Genomic DNA, 17,345 nt, shown 5'->3' with positions numbered 1-17,345 from the left:
GTCTCTTTTCCGCTGGCCAGGTCGCTCCGCGTCCCGGCGATTGTAACCTAGCATCATCGTCGACCGATAGCGAAAACGCGCGAATTCATCGGTAGACTCGCGATGGCAGGCGGTTGAGGTGTTAAGACCGTTATGGAGGGTTGGGGTGGGGAGGCGGGGGAGGCTTGTTATCTTCGGACTGCCCACTACCTACTGCCCACCATCCACTTCCTCTTGGATGACCGTTTCCCACCGCAAGCGGCGGGCTATGGGGTGGAATTCTCGCGTCCGGAATTTTTCGGTTCTACAATCGGCACGATGAGCACCACCTCACCCTCACTGGCGGACCTGCGGACGGACTACCGCCAGGCCGCGCTATTGGAGCAGGACGCCGACGCGGACCCGATCGTTCAGTTCCGCAGGTGGTTCGACCAGGCGCTGGCCGCCAAGGTGATCGAACCAAACGCGATGACGGTCGCGACCGTCGACGCGGCGACCCTGCAACCGTCGGCCCGCATCCTGCTGTTGAAGGGGGTGGACGAGCGGGGTTTCGTTTTTTTTACCAACTACGAAAGCCGTAAGGGCCACGAACTGGTCGCCAACCCGCGCGTGGCGCTGGTCTGCTTCTGGCCGGACTTGGAGCGGCAGGTGCGGATTGAGGGCACGGTCGAGAAGACCAGCCGCCAGGAGTCGGAAGGGTACTTCCACAGCCGCCCGCGCAAGTCGCAGATCGGCGCCCTGTCCAGCCAGCAAAGCGAGGTCATCGCATCGGCCGACGAACTGCAACGCCGGCAGACGGATAAGGAAAAGGAACTGGAAGGGAAGGACGTGCCACTGCCCGACTACTGGGGTGGCTATCGCGTCATTCCGAGCCGAATCGAGTTCTGGCAAGGTCGGCCGAGTCGGTTACATGATCGGCTGGTGTACGAAAGGACTGAAACGGGTTGGCAGCGATCGCGTTTGTCGCCGTAGTAGTTAGCAGTTGAATCGACTGCGAACCCGCGCCGAGTGTCATGCAGGATGGGAGCCTTGGCGACCTGAGGGTTTCCCAAGGCCGCGAACCGTCCGTGGTTCGAGATCCCTCAGGTCGCCTTACAGATCGCGCGAGGCGATCCGTTCGGGATGCCAAATGCGATTTTGTTGAACGTTTTGACGTCACCTCATTGTTGTTAAATGCCGTTCAGTACCTCGTTCTCGCAGCCAAAAAATTTTCCTAACTTTCCCCTTCCCAAACGACCGATCCCTTACTAAACTTCGACCTAACACGTGGCCGGGACGCTGGTGACTGGCGTCGAGCCGCGATTGCGGGTGTGCGAGCGGGTTGGATCCCGTTTGGCAAGGCCGCTGGAACCTGATCGGTTGGAACGATTTGTCGTGCTCGCAACGAGTGCGATCCGTTTCGGACGATTCTCCGGCAGCCCCGAGAAGCATAGCCCGTCTCTAGTCACGACAATGGTGCAGTTTGCCTCTCCCGTTTTACCGGTGGGATGGCGACCCGCACCCGCACGCCGGCTGACCAAGATACCCGGCGAGAAAGCTCCTCCCATGGCAAGGCCATCCGCTGCTCAATTAGCCGAAAAGAAGAACGAATCCGCCGCTGCCGCGCTGGGCACCGCCCCGCGCGATCCCGCTCGCGACTCGGCCCTTTCCCGGGCCGTCCAGCAGATCGAGAAGCAGTTCGGCAAAGGCTCGGTGATGAAGCTCGACGGCGATAACATCAAGCCGATCGACGGCATTCCCACCGGCTCGCTGTCGCTCGACATTGCCTTGGGGGGGTCGGGCATTCCCAAGGGTCGCGTGATCGAGATCTTCGGGCCGGAAAGCTCGGGCAAGACGACGCTCACGCTGCACATCATCGCCGCCTCGCAAAAGGCCGGTGGCGTCGCCGCCTTCATCGACGCCGAGCACGCGCTCGACCCGTCGTGGGCCAAGCGCCTCGGTGTTCAACTGGACGGCCTGATGGTCAGCCAGCCCGACACCGGCGAGCAGGCGCTGGAAATCTGCGAACTGCTCGTCCGCAGCAACGCGGTCGACGTGATTGTGATCGACTCGGTCGCCGCCCTCATCCCGCGGGCGGAAATCGAAGGTGAGATGGGCGACAGCCACGTCGGCTTGCAGGCCCGGTTGATGTCGCAGGCGCTGCGTAAGCTGACCGGCGCCATCAGCAAGAGCAAGAGCACCGTCATCTTCATCAACCAGATCCGCGAGAAGATCGGCGTGATGTTCGGCAACCCGGAGACGACCACCGGTGGTCGCGCGCTGAAGTTCTACAGCAGCATCCGCATCGACGTTCGTCGGACCGGTAGCATTAAGGAAGGCGAGATCGCCGTCGGGAACCGCACCCGCGCCCGCGTGGTGAAGAACAAGATCGCCCCCCCGTTCCGCGACGCCGAGTTCGACATCATGTTCGACCGCGGCATCAGCTACGAGGGCGATCTGCTCGACCTGGCGGCGTTGGGCAACATCGTCGAGAAGAGCGGCGCCTGGTACAACTACAAGACCACGCGTCTTGGCCAGGGCCGTGAGAACGCCAAGCAGTTTTTGTTCGAGAACAAGGACCTGGCCGAGGAGATCCGCAATGCGGTCCTTCAGAGCAAGGGCCTGTTAAAGGCCAAGAGTGCCGCCGACGCGCCGCTGACGCCTGAGGAAACCGAGGAGGATGCGGAGTAAGCCCCAGGATCCGGTTCCCTCTCCAGGTACGCCGGGAGAGGGCTAGGGTGAGGGTGATCTCAAATAACAAGGGCCGTCATTAGGTCGAAAATCACCCTCACCTCTCCTCTCCCATGAGTACTTGGGAGAGGGACCGGAAGAGACCCGATTGCCTAAACAAAGCGCACCGACCCCGCCAGTCGCCCGTGGCTGCTGAGATCCGTAACACGGTCTCAGAACGCCCCGGACAACGGCGGGGTCTTTCGTTACACCGAAGAGCCCGTCAACAGCCGAATAATCGCGATATTTTGTCCATTGACAGATAAGCGCACCGGCCCTCTTGCGTTCCGATAACTTGGCCCCAAAATTGCTTTAGTGGGATTGGGCGCTTTAGTCGGTCGTCTGGGCAGACGATACGACTAACACGGGATCTGTTGTACGAAGAATGGTGGGCTGTAACTCGTCGGGGTTGTTCAATGGAACGACGGGCAAGTGGTCGCCGCACGCGGGCAGCGTTGCGACGGTTATTATCGTTTGTGGGCGTCGCCGGCTGCATCGGTTACACGATGACGCTGACGGCATCGTCGGTTCACGGTGGTGACGCCCCGGCGGCAACGTCGGCGGTCGTCTCCGACATTGGGGATCTGGCGGCGATCGAACAGCAGTTCGAGCAGCTGTCGACGCGGTTGGCCCCTTCGGTCGTCGCGATCTCGGCGACGGCGAAGGCGGTTGAGTCAAACGCGCTCGTGCGGGCCGATGACCTGAACGCCGACCAGCTCGCCAGCGCCGTATTCGACAAGTCTGCCCGCCTCGTCGGCACCGGCTTTGTCATCGATTCCGATGGCTACCTCTTAACCAACGATCACGTCGTCGCTGAAGCCCAGCAACTCTGGGTGACGACCGATGACCGCAAGGTCTACCCCGCCATCGTGGTCGGCACCGATCCGCGCACCGATCTGGCCGTCCTGAAGATTCCCGCTCGTGGCCTGCCGCCCGTGCGCTTCGCCACCGGTGAAGCCCGCAGGGGGCAGTGGTCGATCGCGCTGGGCAACCCTTACGGGCTGTCGAGCGACGGCGAGATCTGCATGAGCGTCGGCATCGTCAGCGGCGTCAACCGTTCGCTGCCCAAGCTGGCGAGTAACGAAAATCGTCTCTACAGCAATTTGATTCAGACAACGGCGCAGATCAATCCGGGTAATTCAGGTGGGCCGTTGTTCAACCTCGCCGGCGAGGTGATCGGCATCAACACCGCCGTCGTGCTGCCGCACCGGCAGGCGAACGGGATCGGTTTTGCGATACCGGCCGACCGGGACATCCTGGAACTCGTGCGCGATCTGAAGGACGGGCGGGAGATCGTTCACGGCTTCCTGGGCATCGCGGTCAGCCGACCGACGCTCAGCGACCGCGCCGCCGTCGGCATGACGAGTGACGCCGGCGCCCGCGTAGACACGGTCGAAGCCGGTTCACCCGCCGCCTTAGCCGGGCTGATGCGAGGCGACGTCATCGAGTCAATCGATGGCCAAACACTCCGTGACGGTGATCACCTGATCCGCAGCGTCGCGCTGGCGGACATTGCCAAGCCATTGTCGATGAAGGTCCATCGCGGCCGCACGACGATGTCGATTTTCGTCCAACTGCGCCCCCGCACGCAGACGCAGGTCGCGGTCAACCGCACCAACCAGCGGCTGCGGTGGGGCGGCATGGTGCTCGGCCCGGTGCCCGGTCATTGGCAGTCGGCCGGCGTGATGGTGCTGGCGGTGAACAAGGCCGCCGGCTCGATCCCAGAAGGCGTGGCGACCGGGGCGATCATCACCTCCATCGCCGGCAAGCCGATCGGGTCAATCGCCGACCTGCAGGCGGTGCTGAACGACACGCCCGCCGAACACTGTAAGGTTGAACTCATGGAACCGAAGGACGCGGTTGTGAGCGTGGGGCGCGAGTAGCGGAACCGAACTCTACGGACGCGCGATAATCAAAATCCTCTTCGCAACTGGATGGAGATCGTGTTACCCGCGCGCTCGACCCCCGTTTTTTAGCCGCGAGCCTGCTCGCGAAGTTCTAACCCATCGCGAGCAGGCTCGCGGCTAAACACAGTTAAGGTCGGATTTGGTGCAGACAGCCGACTGTCCGTACGTCTACTTTCAATTTCCGTGAAATCTTGAGCTCTCCATTCCTGTAGCTATACTTTCAGTACTATCTGAAAGGACGTACGATGGCTCAGACGCTTACCAAGCCTGCCGTTGCCCCGGAAGTTCAGTTACGCACCGCCCAGGACCTGTTCATCCGCCGATTCGGCGAGATGGGGCAGACGTGGGGCATTAACCGCACGATGGCCGAGATTCACGCGTTTTTGTACATCACGGGGCAACCGATGTGTACGGACGACGTGATGGAACGGCTGAACATCAGCCGTGGCAACGCCAGCATGAGCCTGCGGGCGCTGTGCGACTGGGGCATCATCCGCCGGCTGCACAAGCGTGGCGAGCGGCGCGAGTACTTCGAGAGCCTCAGCGACGTCTGGGAGATGTTCTCGATCATCGCTGCCGAGCGCAAACGGCGGGAACTGGACCCGGTGATCGAGGCGCTGCACCAGTGCCGCCAGATGGTCGACGAGTCCACAATCGGCAAGGCCGCCCACGATCACCCGATCAGCATGACCCGCGCCCGCCTCGACGACATGGAGGAATTCATGGGCGTGACGAACAAGATCTTCACGCAGTTCATCGGCAACTCCAAGGCCGGGCTGACGCGCATCGTGCGCGTGCTGCTGAAGGCGCTGTAGGGAAGTGGGAATTGAAGCGACCCTTGCCCCGAGGCACAGGCGAGAACGGGCGTCAGCATAAACATACTTGGCGCATGGGGCCGGTCCCCTCTCCCGCCTACTCGCCCCTGAGGGCTATGGAGGGGGCGCGAGGGGCAAGACCTTTAGGGTTCTGTCTGAGAACGTCGTCTGAGTCCACCGCGTAGGGGCAGGCCTCCGTGCCTGCCCTCTTCGATTCCACCCGAAACGAAGAAGGGCAGGCACGGAGGCCAGCCCCTACGCGGGGGTTTCAGACAGGACCTAGGTGTAGCGTCGAGTGGCCCCCACCCTAACCCTCCCCCGGAGTACCGGGAGAGGGGACCAGACCGCGGGCGTGCGTCAGGGGTGGTCCGAAGCGCGTCATTTACCTCAGTTCCACGCGATCAAACCCGGTTCAAACGCATTGGCCATATCCGCTTCCCCCGGCACCACGCGGACGGCGTAGCCTTGGCGGCCGCTGGTCTCGCAGGTCAGGGTGCCGGCGAAGACGTAGCGATGGGGGGACATCGTCCGCGACATCGTCATCGAGATGACCGCGGGTTTCTCCACCTGGCCGGTGGCGCTGATCGGGCCGCAGTAGAGTTGGACGCTGATCTCGTTGGGGTCGATCTCGGGCAGGTCCACGAGCGCCTCGACGTGCATCGCCTGGCCGACCTTGAAGTGACCGTTGCCGCTGGAATGAACGCCGACGATCTTGATGCCGCCCCAGCGCTGTCGCAGGCGATCCTTGGCGTGGGCGAGCGCGACGCCGCGCTTGCCACCGTCGGCGCTGAGGATCAGACCGCGCTGGGCGGCGGGCACGTAAAACTCCTCGGCGTACTGCTTCACCATGCGGTTCGTGTTGAAGATCGGCGCAAGTTGGCCGATGCACGCCTTCATCCGCGCGATCCACTCGTGCGGCAGGTTGTCGATGCCGCGGTTGTAGAACTCGGGGACGATGCGCTTCTCCAGCAAGTCGTACAGCGCCTGGCTCTCCAGTTGGTCCTGCAGGTCGGGGTCGGCGTACGTCTCGCCGCGGCCGATCGCCCAACCGTTGTCGGGGGCGTAGCCCTCGACCCACCAGCCGTCCAAAATTGAACAGTTCGGCACGCCGTTCACAGCTGCCTTCATGCCGCTGGTGCCGCTGGCCTCCATGCCGCGCTTGGGGGTGTTCAGCCAGACGTCCACGCCCTGCACAAGGTAACGCGCGACGTTCATGTCGTAGTTTTCGATGAAGACCATCCGGCGGCGCAGCTGTGGGTTCTGGCGGGCGAAGTTGACGATCGCGCGGATCAGTTCCTTGCCCTCGTTGTCGGCCGGGTGGGCCTTGCCCGCGAAGACGAACTGGATCGGCCGCTTCGTGTCTTCCAGCAGACGCTTGAGGCGTTCGGGGTCGCGCATCAGCAGCGCGCCGCGCTTGTAGGTCGCGAAGCGGCGCGCGAAGCCGATCGTGAGCGCTTCGGGGTCCAGCACCTGGTCGGCGGCCTGCAGGTCGTCGTAGCCGGCGCCGCGGCTGGCGTACTGCTGATGCAGCCTTCGGCGCGTCCAGCTAACGAGCCGTTCACGGCAGCGCTCGTGGGCGCGCCACAGTTCGGCATCGGGGATCTGCGACACGCCGCTCCAGACCGAATGGTCGGTCGGGTCGCTCTTCCACTTGTCCGACAGGTAACGTTCGAGCACGAACTGGATGTCGGGCGCCAGCCACGAGCGCGTGTGGATGCCGTTGGTGACGTGGCGGATCGGCACCTCGTCGGGCGGCACCGCCGGCCAGATGTTGTGCCACATGTGCCGGCTGACATCGCCGTGTAGCCAGCTCACCCCGTTGGCGCTGTCGGCGAGCCGGATCGCCAGCACCGCCATCGAGAAACCCTGCTTGGCATTGGTCACATCCTCACGGCCCAATGCCAGGAAGCCCTCGTCGTTCAGCTTTAGCCCGGGGATGAAGTCGCGGAAGAACTTCAGCACCGTCTCGGGCGAGAACATGTCGATGCCCGCCGGCACGGGCGTGTGGGTCGTGAAGATGTTGGTCGCCATCACCTGCTGGCGGGCTTCGTCGAACGTCATCGGGCTGTTCGCCAGCAACGTGCGGATCCGCTCCAGCGCCAGGAACGCGGCGTGCCCCTCGTTCATGTGGAACACGCTGGCCGGCACCTTCATCGCCTCCAGAGCGCGCACGCCACCGATGCCCAGCACGATCTCCTGCTTGATGCGCAGGTCCGTCCCCGTGCCGTACAGCCGCGCGGTGATGTCGCGGTCGGCCGGGGCGTTCTCGGGCAAATTCGTGTCCAGCAGGTACAGCGGAATCCGGCCGACGCTGACCTTCCACACCTTGCAGTGGACCGGGTTGTCGGGCAGGTCCACGCGCACTTGAACGGCCGACCCGTCGGCGTGCGTGCAGGGCTGCACGGGCAGGTTGTAGAAGTCCAGCTCCGGGTACGACTCCTGCTGCCAACCGTCGGCCGACAGATATTGCTGGAAGTACCCGTTGCGATAGAGCAACCCCACGCCCACCAACGGCAGCGCGATCTCCGCGGCCGACTTCAGGTGATCGCCCGCCAGGATGCCCAAACCGCCGGAGTAGATCGGCAGCGATTCGTGCAAACCGAACTCGGCGCTGAAGTAGGCGACGAGCATCTTCGTGTCGCTGTGCGCTCTCGCGAACCAGCCCGGCTGGTCCAGGTGCGCGCGGAACGCCTCGTACACGCGCGCCAGGTGCGCGCGGTAGCCGTCGTCCGTGGCCGCCTCCGCTAACCGTTCCTGCGGCAGCATGCCGAGCAGCTTCACGGGGTTGTGATAGACCTCGCTCCACAGCTTGCGATCGAGCCGCCGAAACAGCTCGACGGCGTCGGGGTTCCAAACCCACCACAGGTTCTGCGCCATCTCCGCCAGCGGCAGCAATGCCTCCGGCACGTCCGGTGACACTTGAAACGTGCGGATGGTCGGGGAAAAGGTCGTGGTCATATGTTGATGTCCCTGCGCGCGGTGCCAGCTCGTCCTTGAACGGTTTGCGAGCAGGGTAACCGCGGAGCGGGTGGGGTGGAATGGCGAGGCGGTGATGGCGGATTCATACCTTCTTCAGCCGTGCGGACCCGATCACTTGCCCGTGCGCGTGCGGCCAACGCCCGAGGAGGCGCCGCATTCGCGCGGGAAAATGCGGCGGGCACACGTGCGAACGGGACGTTTGCTCGTGCGGATGACGCATTCCCTCGTGCGAGCGCGCCATTTCCTCGTGCGAACGCGACGTTCGCACGTGCAAATGCGACGTTTGCTCGTGCAAATGCGACGTTCGCACGTGCGAATGTGACGTTCGCACGAGCCGCTGCCCCGTTCGCACGAGATGATCGGACATTCGCACGAGCGGCCGGCAGCCGGCATGGGAAAAACGGTTGTCGGGTTCGAGGCGTAAAAACGCCGTTTCCAGTCAGTGGGGGCGGATCTGGCTGACATAAGCCATGGAAGGGCAACAACAGACCTGACGCACTCCGTGCCCGCGCGTCCCTCCGGTCCCCTCTCCCGGTACGCCGGGGGAAGGTTAGGGTGGGGGCGCGAGCGCTGACATGTCCCCGATCGTACGCGCAGCCCCCTCCCTGGCCCTCCCCCGCGAGTACGCGGGAGAGGGGACCGGAACCCATGCATCAAGTATGTTGATGGCCATGCAGGGCCTTAACCAGCGCCTTCCAGCCGCTTCACGTAAAACTGCGACTCCGTCGCGCGCTGGCCGATGTAGTGCAAACTTAACGGATACGACAGCTTCGCGGCGGCGTAGAAGGCCAAGACCTGTTCGCCGTGGCGGAACTGGCGTTCGAGGTTGGCGTCGATGTGGTCCTCCATTTCGGGCGCGATGAAGCGCTGGCGGTCGTAGTCCCAGTTGGGATCGATGCGGACGAGCAGGTGGGCCTCGTCCCAGTCGATCGGGTAGCCGTGCACGTACCCCTCGCCGGTGTTGGGGGTGTAGAACCAGAAGCAGAGGAAGCGGTCTTTCCACACGGTGCTGGTCGCGTTCTCGGCCCCGGTGATCAGCCGGGCGTGCGAGGTGCGAATGGCCTGGCCGTTGAGCGGCTTGGCGACCCATACCTTGCGCTCGCGACAGTCGTACAGGCCCACGTGCGGGTACTTGCCGGAAAACTTGTCGGTGCAGAGCCGCTTGCTGACCCCCGGTCCTTGCGGCGTCCCCTCGTCCTGCTTCTTCTTGCCAAAACCGAACATGGTGTTGTCAGTGGTCCGCTGTTCGCGGCGAGTGGTCACGACAGGCCTCGAACCACGGACGCGTACGCCAATCTACCCGCCACGCGGCTGCGCTCGCAAACACGCACTAAATTGATTCACCCGGCGGTGGCCCCTATCATGCCGCCCTCGCGAAACGGGCATAGTTCATCGTAGCGTTGGGAAGGAGTCCCTCGGGTGCATTGGCGGGCGTGGATCGCAGCAGCTTCAGTCGCGGTCTGCGTGACGTCGACGGCCAATGGACAGGCGACCGCGCCCACCACGACCACCGCGCCCACGTCCCCGCTGGGCTTCCACGTCGCCGGCGCCGCCGTCAGCACCTGGCAGGACCGCGACGGCGCCAGCGTGATGCAGATCGCGGGCCCGGTCGTCATCCGCACCGACGAGTCCACGCTGCGCGCCGACAACGCCGTCGTCTGGCTTCAGCCCGTCCCCGGCTCGCCCGACGCGCAGCAGGTCGGCATCGCCCTGATCGGCAACGCCGAGATTGAGGCCGCCGGCGCGACGCGCAGCGCGGCGAACCTGTACGCCACCACCGTCGCCCGCGGCGACCTGCGCTTCGAGGCATCCCGACGCATCGCGCGCGACGAGAGCGATTCGCCGCTGTTCCGCGCCGCGGTGGAACTACGGAACGACGAGCAGGTGGCCCGCGAAGAACTGGCCCCGCCCCCCGGCTCAACCCAGCCCAGCACTGCGCAGGCGCCCGCCGCCGCACCGCCACAGGCCGACCCACTGGCCGACGTGGCCCCCGGCACGGAGGTGCGCATCGCATTGAAGGGCGACCTGCAGCGCATCGAGCACGATGGGGAGGTGGCGTACCTGCTGCCCGGCCCGTCGATCTTCCACCGCTGGCCAGATGGTTCCTACGCCGAGTTTTACGCCGAGAATGCGGTCGTCTACACCGGCATCAAGACGTCGGATCCCAAGAGCGAAGGGCTGACCGGTCCCGGCGCATCGCTGGAGGCCATCTACCTCGAGGGCGACGTCCGCATCATCTACATGCCGGCCGCCACGGAGCGCATTGGTGAGCAGCGGTTAACCGGGCGCAGCGCCTACTTCCGAATCGACGATAAGTCGGCGGTGCTCACGCAGGCGGTGCTGCACACGACGGACATGAAGTCCGGCATCCCGTTCGTCATGCGGGCGCGTACGCTCAAGCAGCTATCCGAAGGCGAGTACGAAGGGCGCGGCGTGCAGTTGACGACGAGCCAGTTCGCCCGGCCGTCGTTTGCGCTGGAGGCCAGTCGGATCTACATCCATACGCCCGAAGGCTCGTCGCCGCGATTCAAGGCGAACAACGCGTTCTTCAAGTTCGTCGGCATCCCCGTCTTCTGGCTGCCCTACACCTCCGGCACCGCCACCGGTCGCGGGGCGGCGCTGCGTGATTTGGCGCTGGAACGCCGCGACAACTACGGCCTGGGCGTGCGCACAACCTGGGGCCTGTTTGAAACGCTGGGGCTCGAATCGCCCGACACGCTCGACGCCAGCTACCGGGTCGACTACTACAGTGACCGCGGCCCGGCGGGTGGCTTGAACGCCGAGTATCGCGGTGGGGTGGTCACGGAAAACACGCGGCAGCCGATCGACTTCTTCGGCGAGGTCGACTCGTACTTCGTCTACGAGCACGACATCGACCGCCTCGGCAGCGGCCGCACCGCCGTCGATCCCGGGTACAAGGAAATCCGCGGCGTCGCGGGCTTCAGGCATCAGCACTTCTTCCCCGACGGCTGGCAGTTGCAGACGCAGAGTTGGTACGTCTCCGACCCCACGTTCCTGGAGGAATGGGAGCCGTACGACGAGGAGTTCGACGAGGGCGTGACGCGCGAGTCGGCGCTTTACCTGAAGCGATCGGTCGACAACACCGCCTACACGTTCCTGCTCAGCGCGCAGCCGAACGACTACGTCACCAGCGCCGAATGGCAGCAGGAGCAGTTCGAGGTCGAGCGGCTGCCGGAGATCGGCTATCACCGCATCGGTGACGGCCTGGGGCCGCACGCGACGTTCTACAGCGACAACTTCGTGTCGGGCCTGAACCACAACGTCAGCGAGGCGTCGCTGATCGAGCAGGGGTTCAACCCACCGCAGTCGACGCCGGGCATTCCCTCCGTCGGCACGACGGGCATCGCCGACGACACGATCTACCGCGGCGACTTCCGGCAGGAAGTGCAATTTCCGTTCAGCGTCGGGCCGGTGAAGGCGATTCCGTACGTGGTGGGGCGGTACACGCCGTACTCGGAAGGCGTGGACGGCACGGTCACGCAGCGCGTGCTGGGCGGGGTGGGCGCGCGGTTCACGACCTCGTTCTGGCGCGTGGATGACAACGCGTACAGCCAACTGCTGGACATCCACCGCCTGCGGCATGTGGTGCAGCCGGAACTGCATCTGTTCGCCGGCGCGCAGAACGTCGACCGCAACGATGTTTACATCTTCGACGAGCCGATCGACGACATCACCGATCTGAGCGCGATGCAGATTGCACTGCGCCAGCGCTGGCAGACCAAGCGTGGTGGCCCCGGCCGGTGGCGCAGCAGCGACGTGTTCACGCTGAACGCCGAGGCCTCGTTCTTCCGCAATCGCCCACCGCAGGCAAGTGGCTTCGACGGCCTGCCGGTCGACCAAACGCCGCCGGACGACTTCCGCGGGGTGTTTTACTATTCGATGCCGGAAGCTTCGATCCCGCGCAACACGCTGATGGTCGACGGCACGTGGCGGTTGAGCGACAGCACCGTGGTGCTTGGCGACCTCACGTACAACCTCGATGAAAGCGTGCTCTCCAACGCCGCCATCGGGTTGAACGTGTCGCACGAGGACCGCGTGCGATATTACGCCGGCCTGCGCTACATCGAACCGTTCAGCTCGAACATCATGACGTTAGCGATGGACTATCAGGTGACGCCGAAATACCTGCTCAGCCTCAGCCAGCAGTACGACTTCGGCGACGGTGCGAACGTGCGGACGGCAGGCACCGTGACGCGCCGTTTCGACAAGTTCTGGCTACAGGTCTACGGCTCGGTCGACCGCCGAAATGAAGAGAATCGCATCGGCTTCAACTTCGTGCCCGAAGGCGTGCCGATCAGCAGCGCCACGGTGCAGAACTGGGTGCCGCAACAGCAACAGTGATGGGACGTCGGAAGAGGGAAGGGGAAGCAACAACCGATGACAGTCAGCCAGAAGCCGCTCCGGTAACCGCTGCGTACCTGAGAGGCCTGAGACTGTCATCCCGATGGGAGCCTTGGAGACCTGAGGGATCTCGACCTTCTAGCGACTACCGACAATCGAGATCCCTCCCGTCGCCTTAGGCTCCGCTCGGGATGACATCTGCGGCGTGTGGCTCGCCGATGGCAATACCAGTTCAGATAATCCGATCGCGCAGCGCACTGCTCGCCACGAACCGCTCCAGGTTCCCGAGGAAATGGGCCAACAGGCGTTCCATTTCATCGTGATGCCCGCCGGCCGTGTGCGGGGTGATGTAGCAGTTGGGGGCGCTCCACAGCGGATGATCTGCCGGCAACGGCTCGGGCGAGGTCACATCGAGGTAAGCCGCGGCGATGCGCTCGTTCTGCAGCGCGTCGATCAGCGCCGATTGGTCCACCGTGTCACCGCGCCCAATGTTGTACAGCACGGCGGACGGCTTCATGTTCGACAGGCGCACCGAATCGATGAACCCGGTCGTCTGCGTGCTGGCGGGCAGGATGTTCACGACATGGTCGGCGTCGGCGAGCAGGGCGTCGGTCTGGTCGACCGTGACGGTCGGCACGCCCTCGTTCCCCTTCACCGTCCGGCGGACGGCGATAATGTCCATTTCCAGTGGCCGCAGGTAGTCGACCAGCTTCTGGCCGATGGAGCCGTATCCCAGGATGAGCACGCGCTGCCCGTTCAGCAATCGCGACATTGGCCGCAGCTTCGGGGTCGGCCAGGCGCGCGAACCGCACTGGTCGGCCCACGAGGCCGGCAGGGCACGGGCTTGCGCGAGCATGAACGCCAGCACGTGCTGCGCGCACGGCTCAGCGAACACTTCTGAACTGTTCGTCATCGCGGCATCGCGCGCCTTGAACGCCGTGCGCAGGTCGTCACGGTCGTAGCGGGTGTAGCCGGCGCTGGTAAGGTGAACCCAACGGATGTTGGGCGACTCGATCACCTGCTCCGGGTTCGGCTGACCGAACGCGATGTGCGCGGTCGCCAACGCCGGGTCGTGCCCGGCCGCCACGAGGTTGGAGGCCTTCATGTCGGATGCCCAGACGAGCTGATGGCTGCCAATCGACCGCTCCAGCGTCGCAGCGAGGGTGGGCGAGAAGTTTTGGTTGCACCAGATGGTCAAAGGTTTGGGCATAGGCCAGAAGGTGTAACGGCTTTAAGCGAATATGCAAATGTAGAGTTTGAGAACGTTGCCAGATCCGCTTGCGGTTTCGCGGAACCACTGATCGAAGTCGCCGAGGGGAGGTCGCCCCGTCCTGCGAGACCGCAAGCGGTGGCCAAGCGACACGGGGCACTGAGGCGACCTACTATGGATGGGCCAGGTGATGAGCCGACGTTGAGCGAAACACCCGAATTGACATCGTTCGGCACGCGCTTATACTGTCCGCCCTTCTACGCTCCCGGTGCGCCCGGCGGGCTCGTCCGGCATTGCCGGTACGGTTGGAACGATTTGGTGCTGAACCGAATGGTCTCGACCGTGAAGCGAACCGGGGCCTCGTCGGTGGGTCACCCCGACATTGGTCGCAGTAAGCGGCGGGCGCGGAAGGCGCGTGCGAGAGACACGTGCTGGTATAGCTCAGTGGTAGAGCGCCACATTGGTAATGTGGAGGTCCTGGGTTCAACCCCCAGTACCAGCTTGACAAATAATGCCGAGTGCCGAATTTCGAATGCCGAATCGGCTTATCGGTTAAGTGAAGGCTGTCCTTCATTCGGCAATCGGCATTCAGGTAATCGGCATTCAAACGATCCGGAGGATCCACCATGGCCAAGGCCAATTTTGAACGTAAGAAGCCGCACGTGAACGTCGGCACCATCGGTCACATCGACCACGGCAAGACCACCCTGACCGCCGCCCTGTCGGCGCGCTCGCAGGCGAAGTTCGGCACCGCGGCCAAGAACTATAAGGACATCGCCAAGGGCGGTACCGAACGCGACGCCACCAAGACGGTGACGATCGCCGCCGCCCACGTGGAGTACGAGTCGCCCGAGCGCCACTACGCTCACGTCGACTGCCCCGGCCACGCCGACTACATCAAGAACATGATCACCGGCGCCGCCCAGATGGACGGCGCGATCCTGGTCGTGTCCGCCGCCGACGGCCCGATGCCCCAGACCCGCGAGCACATCCTGCTCGCCCGTCAGGTCGGCGTGCCGAAGATCGTGGTCTTCCTCAACAAGATCGACTTGGTCGACGACGCGGAACTGCTCGAGCTGGTCGAGATGGAAGTCCGCGAGCTGCTGACGAAGTACGGCTTCCCCGGCGATGACACGCCGATCATCCGTGGCTCGTCCAAGCCCGCGTTGGACGCCCCGGCCGACGACGCGGCCAACAAGCCGATCGACGAACTCGTGGCCGCCCTGGACAGCTTCGTGCCGATCCCGCAGCGCGAGGTCGACAAGCCGTTCCTGATGCCGATCGAAGACGTCTTCTCGATCAAGGGTCGCGGCACGGTCGGCACCGGCCGTATCGAGCGCGGCGTGATCAAGGTCGGCGACGCGATCGAGATCGTCGGCCTCAAGCCGAACCGTCCGTCGGTCGTCACCGGTATCGAGGCGTTCAACAAGACGCTCGACAACGGTCAGGCCGGTGAGAACGTCGGCGTGCTGTTGCGTGGCGTTGAAAAGGAAGACCTCGAGCGCGGCCAGGTGCTGTGTGCTCCCAAGAGCATCACCCCGCACACGAAGTTCACCGCCGAGGTCTACATCCTGACCAAGGAAGAAGGCGGCCGTCACACGCCGTTCTTCACCGGCTACCAGCCCCAGTTCTACTTCCGCACGACCGACGTGACGGGTGTGGCCAAGCTGCTGGGTGGCGCCGAGATGGTGATGCCGGGCGACAACGTCGGCATCGAGGTCGAGCTGAAGGCCCCGATCGCGATGGAAGAGAAGCTCCGCTTCGCCATCCGTGAAGGTGGCAAGACGGTCGGCTCGGGCGTCGTCACCAAGATCCTGGCCTAAGTTATTTGCAAGTGCTGAATGACGAGTGCAGGGTGCGAAGTGATTTTCACTTCGCATCCTGCACTCTGAATTCTGCACTTTCCTGAGGAGTCGTAGTCATGGCAAAAGATAATCGCGAGTACGTTTGGCTTCAGTGCACCGAGACCGGTGACCTGAATTACCGCACCGAGATCAAGGTCGCCGGTGGCGTGCAAAAGGTCGAACTGATGAAGTTCTGCAAGCGCCTGCGCCGCCACACGCTGCACAAGGTCAAGCGGAAGTAAGGCATTTCCGGTTGCCGATTTGCGATTGGAAGAGCGGGCGCTCGGATCCTGCTTTCGATCTCAAATCGGCAATCGCAAATCGTAAATTCCTCCTACGCCGGTAGCTCAATTGGCAGAGCGGCCGTCTCCAAAGCGGCAGGTTACAGGTTCGATTCCTGTCCGGCGTGTTGAAGTAGGGGTCGGTTGACGCGACCGTTCGGAGACCCATGCCGAGTTTGAAGGATGAGAAGGGCGATCGACCGATGGCCACAGATGTAGTCGTTCGCGATGAGGGGCCCGGCGATGAATCGCCCAAGGGCAGCCGTGCGGGCTCGCAGGGCGGGTTCTTCTCGATCTATAAAAAGGGCCAGGGCTACTGGACCCGCATGGGCACCGCCGGCGCTGCGGCGCTGATCGGCGCGCTCACGATCTACAACCTGTACGCGTACCTGCCGAGCCTGGGCGTCAGCGACCGTGACCACATCACGATCATCGCGCTGGTGTTCGCAGCGGTCTACGGGCTGGGCGTCTACTGGCTGATGAACAAGCCGACCAACGCCGAGTTCCTCATCGCGACCGACAGCGAGATGAAGAAGGTCAACTGGACCAGCCGTAGCCAGCTGATCGGTTCGACCAAGGTCGTCGTCGGGTTCATGTTCCTGATCGCGGCACTGTTGTGGGTGATCGATCTGGTGTTCCAGACGTTCTTCTACCTGATCGACGTGCTTCGCATCCCGCCGTTCTTCATTAACAAGTAAGGCTGAGTCCCCTCATGCAATTCTTCGTCCTGCGCGTCGCGAGCAACAAGGAAGACGCGGTCCGCGAAAAGCTGGCCCGCAAGGTGAAGATCGAAGGCGCCGAGGCGACCGTCGGCCGAATCCTGGTTCCCACCGAACGCGTCCGCAGCATGAAGGGCGGGGTGCGGAAGGAGAGCGATCGCAAGCTCTATCCCGGCTACGTCTTCATCGAACTGGAACTCGACAAGACCGGCACCATCCCCGAAAACGTCTGGTTCCTCATCAAGGAAACCGACGGCGTCGGTGACTTCATCGGCAGCAACGGCAAGCCGACCCCGATGAGCCCCAAGGATCAGGCCAAGATGCTTGAGGAAGCCGAGCGCCCCGATGATGCGCCGAACCTCAAGACCGAGTACAAGAAGGGCGACAAGGTCAAGGTCACCAACGGCCCGTTCGAAAACTTCGAAGGCGAGGTCGACGAGATCCTCGGCGACCAAGGCAAGGTCCGCATCATCACGACCATCTTCGGCCGCCCGACCCCGCTGGAACTGGAATACTGGCAGATCGAGAAGCTGTAAGATT

12 protein-coding genes and 2 tRNA genes are annotated in these 17,345 nt (G+C 63.7%); 11 read left to right on the top strand and 3 right to left on the bottom strand.

Going from position 1 to position 17,345, the window contains the following annotated elements:
* Positions 1-297 precede the first annotated feature (297 nt).
* From pdxH to VGN72_11085, 4 genes are all read left to right on the top strand, one after another.
* Positions 298-951 (top strand): pyridoxamine 5'-phosphate oxidase, encoded by a 654-nt coding sequence (gene pdxH / locus VGN72_11100; protein HEV7299901.1) that lies wholly within the window; start codon positions 298-300, stop codon positions 949-951.
* A 573-nt stretch (positions 952-1,524) separates the two neighbouring features.
* Complete coding sequence (gene recA / locus VGN72_11095; GenBank protein ID HEV7299900.1) at positions 1,525-2,649, top strand: recombinase RecA; 1,125 nt, start codon at positions 1,525-1,527, stop codon at positions 2,647-2,649.
* A gap of 455 nt (positions 2,650-3,104) precedes the next feature.
* Positions 3,105-4,571, top strand: coding sequence for a trypsin-like peptidase domain-containing protein (locus VGN72_11090; GenBank protein ID HEV7299899.1), 1,467 nt, complete (start codon positions 3,105-3,107; stop codon positions 4,569-4,571).
* A gap of 269 nt (positions 4,572-4,840) precedes the next feature.
* Complete coding sequence (locus VGN72_11085; GenBank protein HEV7299898.1) at positions 4,841-5,410, top strand: hypothetical protein; 570 nt, start codon at positions 4,841-4,843, stop codon at positions 5,408-5,410.
* Between the two features lie 387 nt (positions 5,411-5,797).
* Here the strand turns inward: VGN72_11085 and glgP are convergent, their stop codons facing one another.
* Together glgP and VGN72_11075 are read right to left on the bottom strand one after the other, a co-directional pair.
* Positions 5,798-8,368, bottom strand: coding sequence for an alpha-glucan family phosphorylase (glgP, locus tag VGN72_11080; protein ID HEV7299897.1), 2,571 nt, complete (start codon positions 8,366-8,368; stop codon positions 5,798-5,800).
* A gap of 702 nt (positions 8,369-9,070) precedes the next feature.
* The gene (locus tag VGN72_11075) at positions 9,071-9,652 is read right to left on the bottom strand and encodes a hypothetical protein (GenBank protein ID HEV7299896.1); all 582 of its coding nucleotides are present in this window, start codon (positions 9,650-9,652) and stop codon (positions 9,071-9,073) included.
* Positions 9,653-9,808: 156 nt separating this feature from the next.
* Here VGN72_11075 and lptD point away from each other — a divergent pair, with 156 nt between their 5' ends.
* Positions 9,809-12,751 (top strand): LPS assembly protein LptD, encoded by a 2,943-nt coding sequence (gene lptD, locus VGN72_11070; GenBank protein ID HEV7299895.1) that lies wholly within the window; start codon positions 9,809-9,811, stop codon positions 12,749-12,751.
* Between the two features lie 232 nt (positions 12,752-12,983).
* Here lptD and VGN72_11065 read toward each other — a convergent pair whose 3' ends face one another.
* Positions 12,984-13,961, bottom strand: coding sequence for a D-2-hydroxyacid dehydrogenase (locus VGN72_11065; GenBank protein ID HEV7299894.1), 978 nt, complete (start codon positions 13,959-13,961; stop codon positions 12,984-12,986).
* Between the two features lie 430 nt (positions 13,962-14,391).
* Between VGN72_11065 and VGN72_11060 the strand changes: the two genes are divergently transcribed.
* The 6 genes from VGN72_11060 to nusG all read left to right on the top strand — a co-directional run bounded on the left by VGN72_11060 (position 14,392) and on the right by nusG (position 17,341).
* A tRNA-Thr gene (locus VGN72_11060) sits at positions 14,392-14,463 on the top strand.
* Between the two features lie 124 nt (positions 14,464-14,587).
* Positions 14,588-15,784 (top strand): elongation factor Tu, encoded by a 1,197-nt coding sequence (gene tuf, locus VGN72_11055; protein ID HEV7299893.1) that lies wholly within the window; start codon positions 14,588-14,590, stop codon positions 15,782-15,784.
* A 98-nt stretch (positions 15,785-15,882) separates the two neighbouring features.
* The gene (gene rpmG, locus VGN72_11050; protein HEV7299892.1) at positions 15,883-16,047 is read left to right on the top strand and encodes a 50S ribosomal protein L33; all 165 of its coding nucleotides are present in this window, start codon (positions 15,883-15,885) and stop codon (positions 16,045-16,047) included.
* 94 nt (positions 16,048-16,141) lie between these two features.
* Positions 16,142-16,214, top strand: a tRNA-Trp gene (locus VGN72_11045).
* A gap of 39 nt (positions 16,215-16,253) precedes the next feature.
* Entirely contained in the window at positions 16,254-16,784 is a 531-nt protein-coding gene (gene secE / locus VGN72_11040; GenBank protein HEV7299891.1) for a preprotein translocase subunit SecE, read from the top strand.
* Between the two features lie 14 nt (positions 16,785-16,798).
* Positions 16,799-17,341: a transcription termination/antitermination protein NusG gene (gene nusG, locus VGN72_11035; protein HEV7299890.1), complete on the top strand. Its 543-nt coding sequence runs from the start codon at positions 16,799-16,801 to the stop codon at positions 17,339-17,341.
* The last annotated feature ends 4 nt before the right edge of the window (positions 17,342-17,345 follow it).

The organism is Tepidisphaeraceae bacterium (assembly GCA_035998445.1).
Classification (GTDB): Bacteria; Planctomycetota; Phycisphaerae; order Tepidisphaerales; family Tepidisphaeraceae; genus DASYHQ01.
Note: the sequence above shows the minus strand (reverse complement) of the source record. Positions and strands in the feature narration are given on the sequence as shown.

Bases quoted from the DNA above. Each gene is read 5' to 3' on its own strand.
- pdxH (HEV7299901.1), top strand. From the start codon at position 298: ATGAGCACCACCTCACCCTCACTGGCGGACCTGCGGACGGACTACCGC.
- recA (HEV7299900.1), top strand. From the start codon at position 1,525: ATGGCAAGGCCATCCGCTGCTCAATTAGCCGAAAAGAAGAACGAATCC.
- VGN72_11090 (HEV7299899.1), top strand. From the start codon at position 3,105: ATGGAACGACGGGCAAGTGGTCGCCGCACGCGGGCAGCGTTGCGACGG.
- VGN72_11085 (HEV7299898.1), top strand. From the start codon at position 4,841: ATGGCTCAGACGCTTACCAAGCCTGCCGTTGCCCCGGAAGTTCAGTTA.
- glgP (HEV7299897.1), bottom strand. From the start codon at position 8,368: ATGACCACGACCTTTTCCCCGACCATCCGCACGTTTCAAGTGTCACCG.
- VGN72_11065 (HEV7299894.1), bottom strand. From the start codon at position 13,961: ATGCCCAAACCTTTGACCATCTGGTGCAACCAAAACTTCTCGCCCACC.
- tuf (HEV7299893.1), top strand. From the start codon at position 14,588: ATGGCCAAGGCCAATTTTGAACGTAAGAAGCCGCACGTGAACGTCGGC.
- rpmG (HEV7299892.1), top strand. From the start codon at position 15,883: ATGGCAAAAGATAATCGCGAGTACGTTTGGCTTCAGTGCACCGAGACC.
- secE (HEV7299891.1), top strand. From the start codon at position 16,254: ATGCCGAGTTTGAAGGATGAGAAGGGCGATCGACCGATGGCCACAGAT.
- nusG (HEV7299890.1), top strand. From the start codon at position 16,799: ATGCAATTCTTCGTCCTGCGCGTCGCGAGCAACAAGGAAGACGCGGTC.